Source organism: Nonomuraea longicatena (assembly GCF_039525605.1).
GTDB lineage: Bacteria > Actinomycetota > Actinomycetes > Streptosporangiales > Streptosporangiaceae > Nonomuraea > Nonomuraea longicatena.
Window position 1 is genome coordinate 98,627 of sequence record NZ_BAAAHQ010000046.1, and the last position, 15,208, is coordinate 113,834.

The window sequence follows — 15,208 nt, forward strand, 5'->3', positions numbered from 1 at the left end:
AACCGCGTGCGGTGCTTCGTGTAATCGCAAGTCATGAAATATCCGTACAGCTTGCCCCGAAACGGCTGACTCGCCACGCCCCGGACCCTCACGAGACTCTGGCCCCCGAGGCCCCCAGAGGAGGTGTGTCACGTGTCCTCCGGCTCCAGCGGCCGGCAGCCGCCGGACGACCCCCACCCGCCCCGCCCGGCAGGCACCCACCCCTACGCCCCCGCCCCGCGCCAACCGGGTGACCGGGGGAGTCCGCCCCCACGAGACGGACGGCTGCCGGATGCCGATCCGCCTTCTCATGACGACGGGCCTCCGCACGCTGACCGGGCACCTCGTGACGGGCCTCCGCACGCTGACCAGCCGCCTCGTGACGGTGGGCCTCCGCGTGCTGATCGGCCGCCTCGTGACGATGACGACACGGTCCCGCACCGAGTCCTCGGCCCCGCCCGCCGCAGGAGCGGCGGCGACCCGCGCGGTGAGCAGCCGAGGCTCAGGCACGCACCGCCGAGGCCCGGCGAGGACCGAGGAGTACCGCTCGCCTCCCCATGGGGTCAGCCGCCGTTCGTGACCCCGCGTCCCGGCGAGAACGGCCCGACGCGTCACGACGAGGACGGCCCGGCACGTTCGGACGAGAACGGTTCGCTCGGTTCAGCCGAGGACGGCCCGGCTCATCAGGGCGAGGGCGGTTCACTGGAGGACAACCCGGGGCGTTCCGGCGAGAACCGTCCTCCTCCTGGCGACCGGCGGCGGGTCGACGATGCGGCCGCCCGTGCGAACTCGCCCCACGGAGGCGCGGCGGTCGGGGATCCTGATGAGGGCGGTGGCCCGGGGGCCACGGGAGGCTCGGGGATATCTGGGGGTGGTATGTCCGAGGAGTCTGCGGGTGAGGCGGCGCCGAGGGGGCGGAGACCGTACAGCTCGCCTGATGAGGACGGCGCCGAGCCGAGCCGCCCGCGTCGGTTGGTCGACCGGCCGGACAAGCTCGTCGCCACCGGCACACCCCGACCGCTCCCCGCGAAACCGGAGCCTCAGAACCCACCCTCGGACGACGCCCACCGGCATGAAACGGCCGATCACGACCCACCCTCGGACGACGCCCACCGGCATCAGGCGGCCGATCACGACCGTCCCGGAGACGACGACCACGACCGGCGCGACCGGGCGGCGCGGGAGGAGGACGCGCTGCGGGGTGCGCCTGAGCATGACGAGCTGGTCCATCGCGTCGGTGGTCCGCCCGCAGGCAGGCCCACCCGCCCCGACCTGCTCCTGGCCGACCCCGACGGACCCGGCAGGCACCACCGCGCGGGTCCGGCGCCCGCCGCGATCCGCAGGGCGGGCCCCATGGGCAGGCGCCGGCAGCGGCGCCCCGTCCTGCTGGCGGCCGCCCTCGCGGTGGTGCTCGCGAGCGGGGTGATCGGCTGGCGCTGGTGGGGGGACACCGGCCTGCGGCTGGAGCAGGGGACCGGCCACTCGGGCGACGAACTGTTCACGGTGCGCGGCACGGGCGACGGCTCCACCCAGAAGCTCAACGCCATGGCCGCCTCGGACGGCGCGGTGGTGGCGGTGGGCAGCGACACGACGAGCCCGACCCCGCGCCCGCTGTTCCTGTTCTCGCCGGACAACGGCGACACCTGGCGCCTCGGCACCGTGGAAGGGGCGGCCGCCACGGCGACGGTGCAGCGGGTGGTCGGCGGCGACGGCCTGTGGCTGGCGAGCGGCGGCGACGAGACCGGCACCGAACGCGGCCTGTGGACCAGCTCGGACGGCGAAGCCTGGACCGCCGTGGCCGCCGACGGCCTGGCCGCCTTCCACAAGGGCGACTACGTGCACGACCTGGCGAGAACCGCCTCCGGCTTCGTGGCGACCGGCCGGACGACCAGGCAGGACGGCAGCGCGGGCCCGGCCGCCTGGCGTTCGGAGGACGGCACCACCTGGGAGCGCGCCGACCTGCGCGGCCTGCGGACGGGCGAGCTGAAGGCGGTGGTGGCGCGCGACGACACGGTGGTGGCGCTGGCCCAGCCGTCGGAGGGCGCCGGTTCGCGGGTGGTGCGCTCGGCCGACGGCGGCCGGACCTGGCAGGCCACCGGCTTCCACCTGCCCGAGGCGATGCCCAGGGCGGGGTCGCTGGCGGTGCTGCCCGACCGGTTCGCGCTGGTGCCGCTCAGGCGTCCCTCGGTCGACGGCAAGGTGCGGGTGTACTGCTCACCGGACGGCTCGGCCTGGTCGCAGTGCGGCTCGATCGGCGGCCTCGGCGGGCAGGGGCCCGGGGTGGAGAGCGTGATCTCCCACGACGGCGGCCTGGCGGTCGTCACCCGGGCGGGGCTGGAGAAGTACACGGTGCTGGCCAGCTCCGACGCCCGCGAGTGGACCAGGCACGCCGACCTCGGCCAGTTGTCCGGCGCGAGCCTGCGCGGGTTCGCGATGGCCGACGGCACCCTGTTCGCGGGCGGCGACCGCGCGGCGGCCGACGTGGACAACCAGCCGGTCCTCATGTCCGCCCCCGAGACGGGCACAGGGGACGGCAGAGCCACGCGGGTGGATCTGTCCGGCGTCGAGGGACTGAACCGGGTGGCCAGGGAGACCACCCGGGTGGCGCAGGCGGGCGGCAGGTACGTCGCGGTCGGTGCGGCCTCGGGCGACGCGGGCATCTGGACCAGCCCCGACTGGAAGAACTGGACGTCGGCCGCGTTCGGCGGCCCTCGCAGGCAGGTGCTCAACGACGTCGTCCACGGCGGCCGAGGCTGGCTGGCCGTCGGCGCCACCCAGTCGGGCACGGCGACCACGGACCCGCTGCTCGTCACCAGCGCCGACGGCAAGGAGTGGAAGCGCGTGGACGCGCCCGGCCGGGCCGACGATCATCCGTACCTCGACGTGCGGGCGGCGGCGGCCGGTGAGAAGGGCTACGTCCTCGCGGGCGAGGACAGGAGCACCTCGGGTACGGCGAGCGCCGCGATCTGGTTCTCCTCGGACCTGAAGACGTTCACCCGCTCGCGGAAGCTGCCGCGCGACGGCGCGGACGCCCGCGTGCACGACGTGGCCGCCAACCCGGGCGGGTACGTCGCGGTGGGCGGCACCGGCACGGGCGAGGCCGAGCAGGCGGTCGTGTGGACGGCAGCGGCCGACGGCCTCGACTGGACGCAGCGGCCCCGGCTGAGCCCGCCGGGCGCGGGCGCCTCCGTGCTGCGCCAGGTGGTCGCCCATCGGGGCGGCCTGGTGGCGACGGGCGCCGCCCAGGTGGACGGCGAGCGCAGGCCGTTCGCCGCCTACTCGGCCGACGGCGGCGAGAACTGGGAGTACTCGTGGCTGCCCGCCGACGAGGCGGCGGCGGTCCACGACCTGGCGGCGGGGAAGGGCGGGCTGGTCGCGGTCGGCTGGCACGGCGTCCCCGGCACGGGGGACAGCGCGGCGTGGGTGTCGCCGGACGGCCGCGCCTGGAACCGGCAGGATCCGGACCTCACGCGGCTGAGCGGCGACGGCATGCAGTGGCTGGCGGCGGTCAGCGTCAAGGGCGCGGAGGTGGCGGCGCTGGGCCGCTCGACGACGTACGCGAGCGACCACCTGACCCTGTGGTCCTCGAAACTGGTCGGCTGACGGTTCTAGTCGGGTAGCGCCTGCCACGATCGGAGGGCGGTGACGAGCCCGTCGGTGAGGGGGAGGGTGTGCAGGTCGGCGGCGGTGCACCAGCGGGCGTCCCTGGCGTCGTCGCCGGGCCGCAGCCGGCCTCCGGTGACGACGGCGTGGTAGTCGCGGATCACGTAGGTGACGCCGGAGGGGCCGGGGCGGTCCACGGTTCCGGCGAGGAGGGCGGCGGCGACCCGCAGGCCGGTCTCCTCGGCGAGTTCGCGGGCCAGGGCCTCGGCGTCGGTCTCGCCCGCGTCGACGCGCCCGCCGGGCAGCGACCAGAGCCCTTCGCCCGGCGGCCGTCCGCGCTGGATCAGCAGCAGCCGACCGGCGTCGTCGAAGACGATCGCACCCACGCAGTTTACCCGCATATGGTGAATATTACGATGACATAACGGCCGAGGTGTTGACGGGGTCGTCGCCGACGCCGCACCGTGGGTAGTTGTGAGGGCGCATCCATCCTGTCCACGGTGTTTCGGGCCGCTTCATGCGCCCAGCGCGTGGTCCAGTGCCTGGCGCTGCGTCGTCCACGGCGATGTGCTGCCCTATCAGCCGCCGCTGCACCCGACCACGAGCGCGGTGGAGACGCTGCGCCGTACCTCTCTCGTGCCCGTCTGGCTGCCCTGGCCGTTGCCGCCGGGCTGGCTGGTGACGGGCTTCGCCGACGTGGGCGACGAGCGTACCGGCGGCCGCGCCAGCGTGGTCGCGCTCGGCGGGCCCTCGGTCACGCACGGTCCGGCCGACCTGCTGATGATCGCGGAGGAGCCGGGCGTCGGCCTCGGGGCCGCTCTGGCCGGGCTGGCCGGTCCGGACCCGGGCGTCGGCTTCGACAAGGGGCCGCCCAACGCGAAGATCGACGTGCTGGGGCATCCGGCGTCGATGTGGTGTGTCGACGGGGCCGATGACCGGGCGGCGTACGCGGGCGAGGCGCTCGGGAACTGGCTGTGGGCCATCGCCTGGCCGCAGGAGGCGGGCTGCCTGATCGCCCTGGCCCAGTTGGAGCTGCGCGACCTCAGAAGCCCTGACCAGGACCTGGACCTACCCTTCGGGGCCTTCAGTCCGCGCCTCGACGGGTGAGGCGGATTGTAGTGCAGCGGGCCTCGGACGATGACGCGAGGGGATATTGTTCTCGGCGTGACAGCGCGTATTGAGCGAGTGGTGACCGAAGGCGTGGTCGAGATCGACGGCGTCGAGCACAAGGTCGAGAACAACACCTGGATCGTGGGCGACGACGACGAGGTCATCGTCATCGACGCGGCCCGCGACGCCGAGAAGATCCTGGAGCGGGTCGGCGAGCGCGAGGTGCTGGCCGTCATCTGCACCCACGGTCTGCCCGATCACGTCGGTGCCGCCATCGAGGTGGCCAGCCGCGACGAAGCGGTGATCGCCCTTCATCCCAAGGACAAGCCGCTGTGGCGGGAGACCTGGTCGGAGACCTGGCCGGACATCGACATGGAGGACGACGGCATCTTCGGTGTCGCCGACGTCCAGCTCGACGTCATGGAGACCCCCGGCATCAGTCCGGGCGGCGTGAGCCTGTACTGCGAGGGCCTGTCGGCGGTCTTCACCGGCAAGACGCTGCAGGCCGACGGACCGGGCAAGCTCGGCGGCGAGTACCCGGCGCTGGCCGACCAGCTGACCGCGATCGGCGGGCGGCTGTTCACGCTGCCGCACGAGACCAGGGTGCTGGCCGTCCACGGCGACGAGGTGACGGTGGGAGATCTGGAGCCACACTTCGACGACTGGGTGTCCGGTTCGCTGACGCGCAGCGCCGACGACGCCGACGACGACAACAAGCAGGGGCCGCTGTCCGACGGTTCCAGGATCGCCGGGATCAAGCTCAACCCGGACGCCTGAGCGTGTACGACCAGCTCCCGCTGGACGGTATGCCGCGGCGGCTCTACTCGTGCACGCCGTCGCGGTTGAACACCTGGCTCGACTGCCGCCGCCGCTACCGGTTCACCTACCTGGACCGGCCGCAGCCGGCGAAGGGTCCTGGGTGGGCGCACAACTCGGTGGGGGCCAGCGTGCACAACGCGCTGGCCGCGTGGTGGCGTGAGCCGTACGAGCGCAGGACTTCGCTGACGGCGGCGATCCTGCTCACCAACGGGTGGATCACCGAGGGGTTCCGGGACGCCGAGCAGTCGGGGCGGCACCTGGAGCGCGCCCGCGACCTCGTGTCCGGATATGTCGCGACGCTGGATCCGGCCGACGAGCCCGTCGGCGTCGAGCGTACGGTCGCCACCCGCACCAAGGTCATCTCCGTCTCCGGCCGCATCGACCGGCTCGACCGGCGCGGCGACGAACTCGTCGTGGTCGACTACAAGACCGGCAAACGCCCTCTCACCAAGGACGACGCCCGTTTCTCGCTCGCCCTGGCCCTCTACGCCGTGGCGGCCTCCCGTGTGCTCCGCACGCCGTGCCACGCGGTGGAACTCCACCACCTGCCCACGGGGGAGATCGTCGAGTGGCGGCACACCGACGACTCGCTGCGCCGCCACCTGGAGCGCGCCGAGGAGATCGCCCTGGAGGCGGCGGCGGCCGACGACGCCTACCGCGCTCGGGCCGGGGTGCCCGCGCCGAGGCAGGGCGGCAGTGCGAGCAAGGTCGCGGTCGGCGCCTCAGGCGGCGCGGACGCGCCGGTCCCGGCCGAGGCCGACCCCGAGATCGACAGGGTCTTCGCGCCCAGTCCCGGGCCGATCTGCTCGTGGTGCGACTTCCGGCGCCACTGCCCGGAGGGGCAGGCCGCGGCCGTGGACCGGCAGCCTTGGGAGGGGCTTGCCGAATAGCAGACATCGGATGAGATGGTGGCCTTTATGCTGCGAAAACCCGTTTCAGTCGGAACCTTCCGGAAAAAAGGTCGGATCTAACGGTTGACGGCGCGGTCCAGGCGAAGTCAGATCGTGGGTAACCCCTACCGCACGGAAGGCAGGTGTCCACCCATGGCTCAGCCGAAGGATCCGGGCAAGAAGCAGCCGCCCAGGAACCATGCCAAGAAGGTCCGCACCCGGGGCGAGGAGACCACCTGGCACAAGCCCGACTACCGCGTGGTCGAGGCGTCGATGGAGATGTCCGCCTACTTCCTCGCCACCAGGTAGCCGGACGCCATGCGCCTGCAGGTGCTCGGCACCGCGGCGGGCGGCGGCGTCCCCCAGTGGAACTGCGCGTGCCCCGGTTGCGCCGGGGCGCGCGCACACCCCGCCCGGGCGCGGCGCCACGCAAGCATCGCCGTCCAGACCGCGGAGCGGGTCGTGGTCGTCAACGCCACCCCCGACATCGCCGCCCAGCTCGAAGACTGCCCGTGGATCGCGGCCGACCGGGCGGCCGTGCCGTACGTGGCGCTCACCGACGCCGAACTCGACCACACGCTCGGCCTGCTGCGCCTGCGCGAGGCCGGGGAACTGCACGTCGCGGCCACCTCGGCGGTACGGCGCGCGCTGCGGCCCGTCGAGGAGATCCTGCGGCCCTACGCCCCGATCCGATGGCGCCCGCTGCCGGAGGCCGTCACCGTGTCGGACAAACGGCCGCGCTACGCCGACGGGCCGGGGCGGGGCTGGGTCTCCGCGCTGCGCTTCACCGACGGGGGCAGGACGCTCGTGTACGCCCCCGCCATGGGCGCGTGGACGCCGGAACTGGAGGCCGCCTGTGAGAGCGCCGACTGCGTGATCCTCGACGGCACCTTCTGGGACGACGAGGAGCCCCGCCGTACGGGGATCTCGGAGAAGACCGCGACCCAGATGGGCCACCTGCCCGTCGAGGCCACGATGCGGCGCCTGGCCGGGCTGCGCGCACGCTGCCTGTACACCCACCTCAACAACACCAACCCCCTCGTGGACCCGGGCTCCGGCCGGCACAAGGTGCTGGAGGAACTGGGCCTGGAGGTGGCCGCCGACGGGATGGTGATCGACCTGTGAACCCCTTCGAAGCCGAGCTGCGCGCCGTGCCCGAGGAGCGCTACCACCACCTGCACCCGTTCAACCTGCGCATGCACGCGGGCGAGCTGAGCCAGGCGGAGCTGCGCGGCTGGATCCTCAACCGCTTCCACTACCAGCGCAACATCCCCGTCAAGGACGCCCACGTCCTGGCCAAGCTGCCGACCTCCGACCTGCGGCGCATGTGGCTGCGGCGGATCCAGGACCACGACGGCGCCGCCCCCGGCGAGGGCGGGATCGAGCGCTGGCTGCGACTCGGCGAGGCGGCCGGGCTCGACCGCGACCTGCTGCTGTCGGGGGAGGGCGTGCTGCCGGGGGTGCGGATGGCGGTGGACGGCTACGTGAACCTGTGCCGCAACGGCACGCTGGTGGAGGCCGTGGCGTCGTCGCTGACCGAGTTGTTCGCGCCCGACCTGATGCGTACCCGCATCGCCGCCTTCGAGAAGCACTACCCGTGGATCGGGGCCGAGGGCCTGCGCTACTTCCGTATCCGCGTCGACCAGGGGCGGCAGGACAGCGGCGAAGCGCTGGCGCTGGTCCTCGACCGGGCGCGCACCCGTGAGGACCGCGACCGCGCGGTCGCGGCGCTGCGCTTCAAGTGCGACGTGCTCTGGGCGCTGCTCGACGCCGTGGACGGTGCGTACTGATGGACGACTGGCGTCCCGAACTGTCGCGCTCGGCCGTGCTCCGCCACTGCCCGATCCGCGAGGCCGAACTGCTCATCGTGCCCGAGCGCATCGTGGTGCTGAACGACGAGGCCGCAGAGATCGTCGCCCTGTGCGACGGTGACCGTACGGTCGCCGAGATCGTCGCCGAGTTCCCGCCCGAAGCCGGAGCGGACGTGACGGAGTTCCTGGAGAAGGTCCGCGCGGAAGGCTGGCTGCGGTGAACCCGCCCTGGGCCATGCTGGCCGAACTCACCCACGGCTGCCCCCTGCGCTGCCCGTACTGCTCCAACCCCACCGAACTGGTCTCCCGTACGGCGGAACTGTCCACGGCCGAGTGGCAGCGGGTCTTCGCCGAGGCCGGTGCGCTCGGGGTGGTGCACGCCCATCTGTCCGGCGGCGAGCCGCTGATGCGCCGCGACCTGCCCGTGCTGGTGCGCGCGGCCAAGGAAGCGGGCATCTTCACCCAGCTCGTGACCAGCGGCGTCGGCCTCGGCGGCGGCCGGGTGGCGGAGCTTGCGGAGGCGGGGTTGCACAGCGTGCAACTGTCGGTGCAGGCGGCCTCGGCGGGGGAGTCCGACCGGATCGCGGGCCGCCGCTCGTTCGCGGCCAAGGAACGGGCCGCGGCGGCGGTCACCGGCGCGGGGCTGCCGCTCGGGCTCAACGTCGTGCTCCACCGGCACAATCTCGACCAGGTCGAGGAGCTCATCGAGCTGGGCATCGCGTGGGGGGCGGAGCGGATCGAACTGGCCAACACCCAGTTCTACGGCTGGGGCCTGCGCAACCGCCACGCCCTTCTCCCCACAAGAGCCCAGTTGTCGCGCGCCGAAACAATAGTCACGAAATTTCGGGAAAAAACGGATGCAGAGCTGATCTGGGTGGTTCCTGATTACTTCGATGGCGTCCCCAAGCCCTGCATGGGCGGCTGGGGCGCGATCTCGCTCACCGTCGCCCCCGACGGCCGGGTGCTGCCCTGCCCCGCCGCCTACGACCTGCCGCTGGAGCTGCCCAACGTCCGTGACCGCGACCTGGCCTGGATCTGGGCGCACTCACCCGCCTTCACCGCCTACCGGGGCACCGCGTGGATGTCCGAGCCGTGCCGAAGCTGCCCGCGCAAGGAACTCGACTTCGGCGGCTGCCGCTGCCAGACGTACGCGCTGACCGGCGACGCCGCCCGCACCGACCCCGCCTGCCGCCTGTCACCCGACCACCACCTGGTCACCGAGATCACGGGCGCCGAACTGCCGTTCATCTACCGCACGGTCACCGAGGAGCCCAGCGGCGGGGGTCGGTCAGCCCCTTGAGGCCCTTGCCGACGTCGTAGCCGAGTTCGCCCAGGCGGTCGCGGGCACCGTCCAGCATGCGCCTGGTCGAGGGCATGAACACCCGGTGGTAGGGCGCCTCCGGCACCGCGCCCGCCACCAGGCCGAAGGCCCGCAGCGCCGCCGTCACCCCCGCCTGCGGCACCTCGGGCAGCACGCCGTACATGCGCCGCGCCCAGGCGGGCAGCGTGTAGTAGCAGAGCGCGCCGAACGGGAAGTACAGCGGCTTGCCCGGCGACAGCCTGCGCAACCGCTCGGGCAGCCGGGGCCACAGCAGGAACCGCACCGTGGCCGCCGACTCCTCGACCACCCGCAGCTTCGGGCGCATCCGCTCGAAGTAGGCGGCCATCTCGGCCCGCGAACCGGGCACGTCCTCGGGGTGCAGGCCCACATAGGCGGCGCTCCTGCGCTGCTCACGCAGGTAGCGGTCGGCCTGGTGGCCGGTGAGGGCCAGGCCGCCGCGCCGTACGACGTCGAGGTAGGAGGAGACCTCCGCGCAGTGCACCCACAGCAGCAGCTCGGGGTCGTCCACCCGGTAGGTGCCGCCCTCGTGGGAGATCCGCAGCGAGCGGTGGATGTCCCGCACGCGGCGCCCGATCGCCTCGGCCTCCGCCGGGCTGCCGAACGTCACCCGGCCGACGAAGTCGGCGGTACGCATCAGCCGCCCGAACGGGTCCTCCTGGAAATCGGAGTTCTGCCAGACGCCCCGCATCGCGATCGGATGCAGGGCCTGGAGCATCAGACTGCGGACCCCGGCGACCCACATGCACCGGTTGAGGTGGACCTGCCAGGTCGCCGACTGAGGCGGTTGGACGACGGCCGTTTCGATGCTCGCCATAGCGAGCCGATGATTACACGAGGTCGGACCTGGTGTCCAAAAGACGGGCTTCTGCGGCATTCCAGAACCGGATCAGCGCGGCCGCCGTGGTCTCCGGCGCCTCGACGGCGGGCGAGTGCGCCGCACCCGGCACCACCACGCACTCGGCCTGCAACCTGACCGACATCTCGACCTGCGACTCGGTCGGCCAGCCGTCGTCCTGCTCACCGAACAGCACCAGCGCGGGCACCTCGATCTCCCGCAGCTCGTCGGTGCGGTCGCGCATGGTCAGCACCTGCTCCGCCATCCGGGCCAGGCCCGTGGGGGAGTTGGCCAGCATGCGCTTGTGGAGGAAGGAGAGGATCTCGTCGGACACACCGCCGGTCAGCGCCTCGCGTTCGAGTCCGGTGTGCCAGACGTGCTCAAGCCCGCGATCGGGCACCTCCTCCATGATCTGCCTGCTGTCGCGCGCCCGCCTGCCGACGATGCCCGCCGGGCCCGCGCTCATCAGCGTGAAAGAGGTGAACTTGGTGCGCCCGTCGATGACCGCCTCGCGCGCCACCAGCCCGCCGAAGGAGTGCCCGACCAGGTGGATCGACTCGCCCCCGCCGACCACCTGGGCGACGGCGTCGACGTCCGCGCCGAGCGCCGCGCACGTGTACGCCCCCGGCTCCTCCGGCCCCGGGGTCTCGTACTGGCCGCGCAGGTCGATCGCCACCACCCGGCGCCCTGAATGCGCCAGCGTCTGCAGCACCGCGAGGAAGTCTTCCTTGCTGCCGGTCAGGCCGGGCACCAGCAGGGCGGGGGAGCGCTCGACGACCCCGCTCACCGGGAGCGCCTCAAGGGCCGCGAAGGTGCCTTGAGGCGTCTCAAGATGGCCGGGGGTGACGCCAGGTGGCAGGGTCAGGAATCGCGGCGTACTCACGTGGCGCAACAATACCCCGAGGTCAGCGCGACGACACCGGCCGACGCCGCACGGCGGGGCGAGTTCTAGGGACTTGTCCGTTTTGAGAATTCACCGGATGCACGTCTTCGCGCAGTTGTCCGGCCGCTGCGGCATGGAGTCCGTCCACTCGGCCCGATCGTGGACGGTGATCGACGTGGAGTCGCCGGTCGCCTCGTCGATCTGCTGCCGCGACAGCAGCCTGCCGTCCTTCTCGGAGAACAGGTACCAGGTGTGCCTGTACTCGATCCCCACCCCGCGCTGCCCTGCGGAGTCGGTGATCTGGCCGAGCGGCCGCACCCCCGGCGCCGACTGCACCAGGCGCAGCAGCGCGGCCCGGGTCCCGCCCGTGATCGGGCTCTCCGTCAGCAGCCCGACATACTGCTCGAACAGCCACCTGTCCTGAGTAGGGAAGACGATTCCCTCAGGTGGCTTCGGCCCCTTCTTCCGCCAGCTTTCGTACTCGGCCCAGTAGGACTGGAGCCGCTTCTTCAGCGCTGCGGGCTCCTGCGGCAGCGCGAGCAGCTTGTCCGCGCCGACCCCCCGCAGATCCATCGGCCATCGAAGGGTCTGGTAGGCGTAGCTGGTGCGGTTCGCCGAATATCCGGGCGTCTCGCCGCAGTCGGTGCCTCTCGCGCACAGCCGGGGCGAACCGGCCCGCCGCCAGGCGGCCTCGGCCTTGACGTTGAGTGGGCGGGTGTAGAGCTCGCGGCTCATGACCAGCACCTGCTCACCCGCCGCACGTGGAGTCCACGACTCGTATTTCGCGGCCATCTCGACCCGGAACCGGCCGTTCTTCGGCCCGGTCTCATGCTTGCCGATGCTGCGCGTGACCACGAGCCAGTACTTGCCGGATACGGCCGTGCGCGCGGCGGACGCCTGCGCCTCCAGAGCCCCCTGCGCCGCCCGCTCCAGAACACCCGGCGTCGTGCGGTCCGGAACCTCCGGGTTCGCGCGTTCCACAACCCCCGGCACCGTGGCCGAGGGCGCCTCCGCCGTCAGCATTCTCGGCACCGTCACCATCCCGATCACCGCCGCCGTGGCCACCGCCGCTGTCAGCCAGCCCATCCGATTCCCCCTCCGCCCGGCAGCGCCTGTGCGCCATGCCCCTCTGCTCGCCTGCCGGTCTTCGGTAGCCCGCCAGGCCCTTCTACCTGTTTGCCGGTCTTCGGCGGCCTGCCGAATCTCCTCGGCTGCCCGCCTGGTGCCCGGAACCGGGTCCAGGGCGTCGGGCCGGGCCTTCGCCAGCGCCCTCATCAGCTCGCTGTGCCTCACACGCCCTCCTTCGGTGTCAACCGCCGGACGGTTCTGCTCTCCTCGCCCAGCGCCGCCTCCAGCCGCCTTCTCGCGCGATGCAGCCGGACGAAGAAGGCCGACACCGAGCACCCGACCACCGAGGCCGCCTCCCGCGACGACAGGCCGTGCCACGACACGAGCGTCAGCACCTCCTTGTCGTCGTCGCCGAGCGCCGTCAGCGCCCACAGCAGCGCCGCCCGCTGCGCGACCTCCTCGCCCACGTCACCGCCCGCCACGGCCGCCTCGGCGGCCCAGCCGTGCAACGCCTCCGCCAGCGCGGCGTGCCGTACCTCGTCGCGGTACAACTCGCGGATCACGTTGCGCGCCACCCCCAGCAGCCACGGCAGCACCGCGCGCCTGGGGACGTCCTGCCTGCGGCGCCACGCCACCGTGAACGTCTCACTGACCACCTCCTCCGCCAATTGACGCCCGCACCTGCTCACCGCATAGGCGAACACCTGTGGCCGCAGGGCGTCGTACAGGTCGGAGAACTCCCTCTCATCGAGCACCGGAGCCCTTTCTCTGTCCAACAGGGGGTAATGGCGAAAAGGCGGCGGTTCTTACACCCGTTCTCCGGTCAGAGGCGGCGCCGGGTCTATGGGGGTTCTTGCACCCGTTCGCCGGTTAAGGGCGGAGTCGTCGCGGCGTCGCGCCCGTGGGCCTGGAGGAGCGGCGGTCGGCGGGGGGTCAGTGGCGGCGGCGAGGCGGGGTGGGGCGGCTGGGCCGTGACTTCTGAGGCTCGGAGCCGTGGCTCCGAGAAGCGGCGGACACGGAGAGATCTCTCAGAGGTGCTGGAAACACGACGAGGGCGCACGTCCTGGGCAGGACGTGCGCCCCCGGTCGGTGAAGCGGCCGGTCAGCCGGCGCGGCGGCGGCCGCGCTGCTGCTGGCGGTTGTTACGGCGCTGGGCCTGGCGCTCGGACGCGGCCGACGGCGCGATGTCGTCGTCGTCCGTCGCCAGGTCGGGCGACTGGAAGATCACCGAGAACGGGCTGGCCGGGATGATGCGCTCCGGCTCGCGCCGCACCGGCGGCGGCGTCCGCAGGAAGCTCGGCTCGTCGTCGTGGTCGTCCGGCTCGAACTCCTCGTGCTCGGCCGGAACCTCGGCCACCGGCTCGGGAGCCGCCACCCTGCGGGCGCGTACCCTCCGTGCCGGAGCCGCCTCCTCGGCCGGGCTCGCCTCGATCTCCTCGCGGGTCGTGACCGCCGCGGGTTCCTCGGCCCGGCGCGGTCGGCGGCGCCTGTCCATGCTCTCGCCCTCCACGATCTCTACGGTCTCGACGACGGCGTCGGCGGCGTCGGTGACCCGGCCCCCACGCGTACGGCGGCGCTGGCGCGGCGTGCGCGCCGGACGCTCCTCCTCACGGCGCCTGCCACGCACTCGGGACCTGCCGGTCTCGCCGAGGTCTTCGAGCTGCTCGGCCGCAAGGCCCGCCCGCGAACGGTTGGCGTGCGGCAGCACCCCCTTGGTGCCCTCGGGGATGCTCAGCTCGGCGTAGAAGTGCGGCGAGGTGGAGTACGTCTCGACAGGCTCGGCGAACTCCAGGCCCAGCGCGTTGTTGATGAGCTTCCAGCGCGTCAGCTCCTCCCACTCGGCGAACGTGACCGCGATGCCCGTGCGCCCGGCCCGGCCGGTGCGGCCGATCCGGTGGACGTAGGTCTTGTCGTCGGTGGGGCAGTCGTAGTTGACCACATGGGTGACGTCGTCGATGTCGATGCCCCTGGCCGCCACGTCCGTGGCCACCAGCACGTCGATCTTGCCGTTGCGGAAGGCGCGCAGCGCCTGTTCCCGCTGGCCCTGGCCGAGGTCGCCGTGGACCGCCGCGACCGCGAAGCCGCGGGTGTCGAGCTGCTCCGCGACCATGTCGCAGGCCCGCTTGGTCTCGCAGAAGACCATGGTCAGACCACGTCCCTCCGCCTGCAGCAGCCGGGCCACGATCTCGATCTTGTCCATGCGGTGCACCCGCCACACGAGCTGGCGCACCTGCGGCGTGGCCTCGCCCTCGCCCGCGTCGTGCTCGGCCCGCACGTGCGTGGGCCGGTTGAGGTACTTGCGCGACAGCGCCACGATCTCGCCCGGCATCGTCGCCGAGAACAGCATCGTCTGGCGCTCGGCCGGGATGAGCTTGAAGATGCGCTCGATGTCGGGCAGGAAGCCCAGGTCGAGCATGCGGTCGGCCTCGTCGAGGACGAGCGAGTTGATCTGCGCGAGGTCGAGGTGCTTCTGCTTGACCAGGTCGAGCAGGCGGCCGGGGGTGCCGACGATGACGTCGACGCCCGCCTTCAGCGCCTCGATCTGCGGCTCGTAGGCGCGCCCGCCGTACACGGTGAGCACGCGGGAGCCGAGCTTGCCCGCGGCGGTCACCAGGTCTTCGCTGACCTGGGTCGCGAGTTCGCGGGTCGGCACGACCACGAGGCCGCGCGGCTTCTTGCGGTTCTTGCGCGGCTTGCCGATGCTCTGCAGCATCGCGATGCCGAACGCGTAGGTCTTGCCGGTGCCCGTACGGGCCTGGCCGATGAGGTCCTGTCCGCTCAGGGCGAGTGGCAGCGCCATCTCCTGAATCGGGAACGGTGTGGTGATGCCCTCGGTCTCGAGGGCATCAGCGATCTCTGGTGTGACTC

General features: G+C 72.5%; 16 protein-coding genes. 10 read left to right on the plus strand and 6 right to left on the minus strand.

The window, feature by feature from the left end; genetic code table 11:
• Positions 1–289: 289 nt before the first annotated feature.
• Entirely contained in the window at positions 290–559 is a 270-nt protein-coding gene (locus tag ABD120_RS34465) for a hypothetical protein (protein WP_343954498.1), read from the plus strand.
• Between the two features lie 296 nt (positions 560–855).
• Positions 856–3,582 (plus strand): sialidase family protein, encoded by a 2,727-nt coding sequence (locus tag ABD120_RS34470; protein ID WP_343954499.1) that lies wholly within the window; start codon positions 856–858, stop codon positions 3,580–3,582.
• Between the two features lie 5 nt (positions 3,583–3,587).
• On the opposite strand, the gene ABD120_RS34475 is transcribed toward ABD120_RS34470, so the two are convergent.
• Positions 3,588–3,983 carry an NUDIX hydrolase gene (locus ABD120_RS34475; RefSeq protein WP_343954501.1) on the minus strand — a complete coding sequence of 132 codons (396 nt, stop codon included), beginning with the start codon at positions 3,981–3,983 and terminating at the stop codon, positions 3,588–3,590.
• Positions 3,984–4,056: 73 nt separating this feature from the next.
• On the opposite strand from ABD120_RS34475, the gene ABD120_RS34480 reads away from it, so the two are divergent.
• The 8 genes from ABD120_RS34480 to pqqE all read left to right on the plus strand — a co-directional run bounded on the left by ABD120_RS34480 (position 4,057) and on the right by pqqE (position 9,512).
• Positions 4,057–4,689 (plus strand): DUF6758 family protein, encoded by a 633-nt coding sequence (locus ABD120_RS34480; RefSeq protein WP_343954502.1) that lies wholly within the window; start codon positions 4,057–4,059, stop codon positions 4,687–4,689.
• Between the two features lie 57 nt (positions 4,690–4,746).
• The gene (locus ABD120_RS34485; protein WP_343954503.1) at positions 4,747–5,469 is read left to right on the plus strand and encodes an MBL fold metallo-hydrolase; all 723 of its coding nucleotides are present in this window, start codon (positions 4,747–4,749) and stop codon (positions 5,467–5,469) included.
• 29 nt (positions 5,470–5,498) lie between these two features.
• Entirely contained in the window at positions 5,499–6,401 is a 903-nt protein-coding gene (locus tag ABD120_RS34490; RefSeq protein WP_425564086.1) for a RecB family exonuclease, read from the plus strand.
• Between the two features lie 153 nt (positions 6,402–6,554).
• Positions 6,555–6,710 (plus strand): hypothetical protein, encoded by a 156-nt coding sequence (locus ABD120_RS34495; protein ID WP_343954505.1) that lies wholly within the window; start codon positions 6,555–6,557, stop codon positions 6,708–6,710.
• Between the two features lie 9 nt (positions 6,711–6,719).
• Complete coding sequence (gene pqqB / locus ABD120_RS34500) at positions 6,720–7,526, plus strand: pyrroloquinoline quinone biosynthesis protein PqqB (protein WP_343954506.1); 807 nt, start codon at positions 6,720–6,722, stop codon at positions 7,524–7,526.
• Positions 7,523–8,191 carry a pyrroloquinoline-quinone synthase PqqC gene (pqqC, locus tag ABD120_RS34505; protein ID WP_343954507.1) on the plus strand — a complete coding sequence of 223 codons (669 nt, stop codon included), beginning with the start codon at positions 7,523–7,525 and terminating at the stop codon, positions 8,189–8,191. The genes pqqB and pqqC overlap by 4 nt, the downstream gene beginning before the upstream one ends.
• Positions 8,191–8,433 carry a pyrroloquinoline quinone biosynthesis peptide chaperone PqqD gene (gene pqqD, locus ABD120_RS34510; RefSeq protein ID WP_343954508.1) on the plus strand — a complete coding sequence of 81 codons (243 nt, stop codon included), beginning with the start codon at positions 8,191–8,193 and terminating at the stop codon, positions 8,431–8,433. The genes pqqC and pqqD overlap by 1 nt, the downstream gene beginning before the upstream one ends.
• Positions 8,430–9,512, plus strand: a complete 1,083-nt coding sequence (pqqE, locus tag ABD120_RS34515; RefSeq protein ID WP_343954510.1) for a pyrroloquinoline quinone biosynthesis protein PqqE — start codon at positions 8,430–8,432, stop codon at positions 9,510–9,512. The genes pqqD and pqqE overlap by 4 nt, the downstream gene beginning before the upstream one ends.
• Here the strand turns inward: pqqE and ABD120_RS34520 are convergent.
• The 5 genes from ABD120_RS34520 to ABD120_RS34540 all read right to left on the minus strand — a co-directional run bounded on the left by ABD120_RS34520 (position 9,472) and on the right by ABD120_RS34540 (position 15,140).
• Entirely contained in the window at positions 9,472–10,368 is an 897-nt protein-coding gene (locus ABD120_RS34520; RefSeq protein WP_343954511.1) for an oxygenase MpaB family protein, read from the minus strand. The two genes, pqqE and ABD120_RS34520, sit on opposite strands and share 41 nt — an antisense overlap.
• A gap of 13 nt (positions 10,369–10,381) precedes the next feature.
• A complete protein-coding gene (locus ABD120_RS34525) occupies positions 10,382–11,272 on the minus strand; it encodes an alpha/beta fold hydrolase (protein ID WP_343954513.1) in 891 nt (296 codons plus the stop codon).
• 90 nt (positions 11,273–11,362) lie between these two features.
• A complete protein-coding gene (locus ABD120_RS34530) occupies positions 11,363–12,358 on the minus strand; it encodes a hypothetical protein (RefSeq protein ID WP_343954514.1) in 996 nt (331 codons plus the stop codon).
• Positions 12,359–12,561: 203 nt separating this feature from the next.
• Entirely contained in the window at positions 12,562–13,095 is a 534-nt protein-coding gene (locus tag ABD120_RS34535; RefSeq protein WP_343954515.1) for an RNA polymerase sigma factor, read from the minus strand.
• A gap of 347 nt (positions 13,096–13,442) precedes the next feature.
• Positions 13,443–15,140 carry a DEAD/DEAH box helicase gene (locus ABD120_RS34540; RefSeq protein ID WP_343954516.1) on the minus strand — a complete coding sequence of 566 codons (1,698 nt, stop codon included), beginning with the start codon at positions 15,138–15,140 and terminating at the stop codon, positions 13,443–13,445.
• Between the last annotated feature and the right edge of the window lie 68 nt (positions 15,141–15,208).

What these genes read in the sequence shown, in the direction of transcription:
- ABD120_RS34465 (WP_343954498.1), top strand. Translation starts at nt 290, where the DNA reads ATGACGACGGGCCTCCGCACGCTGACCGGGCACCTCGTGACGGGCCTC.
- ABD120_RS34470 (WP_343954499.1), top strand. Translation starts at nt 856, where the DNA reads ATGTCCGAGGAGTCTGCGGGTGAGGCGGCGCCGAGGGGGCGGAGACCG.
- ABD120_RS34475 (WP_343954501.1), bottom strand. Translation starts at nt 3,983, where the DNA reads ATGCGGGTAAACTGCGTGGGTGCGATCGTCTTCGACGACGCCGGTCGG.
- ABD120_RS34490 (WP_425564086.1), top strand. Translation starts at nt 5,499, where the DNA reads ATGCCGCGGCGGCTCTACTCGTGCACGCCGTCGCGGTTGAACACCTGG.
- ABD120_RS34495 (WP_343954505.1), top strand. Translation starts at nt 6,555, where the DNA reads ATGGCTCAGCCGAAGGATCCGGGCAAGAAGCAGCCGCCCAGGAACCAT.
- pqqB (WP_343954506.1), top strand. Translation starts at nt 6,720, where the DNA reads ATGCGCCTGCAGGTGCTCGGCACCGCGGCGGGCGGCGGCGTCCCCCAG.
- pqqD (WP_343954508.1), top strand. Translation starts at nt 8,191, where the DNA reads ATGGACGACTGGCGTCCCGAACTGTCGCGCTCGGCCGTGCTCCGCCAC.
- ABD120_RS34520 (WP_343954511.1), bottom strand. Translation starts at nt 10,368, where the DNA reads ATGGCGAGCATCGAAACGGCCGTCGTCCAACCGCCTCAGTCGGCGACC.
- ABD120_RS34530 (WP_343954514.1), bottom strand. Translation starts at nt 12,358, where the DNA reads ATGGGCTGGCTGACAGCGGCGGTGGCCACGGCGGCGGTGATCGGGATG.
- ABD120_RS34540 (WP_343954516.1), bottom strand. Translation starts at nt 15,140, where the DNA reads ATGGCGCTGCCACTCGCCCTGAGCGGACAGGACCTCATCGGCCAGGCC.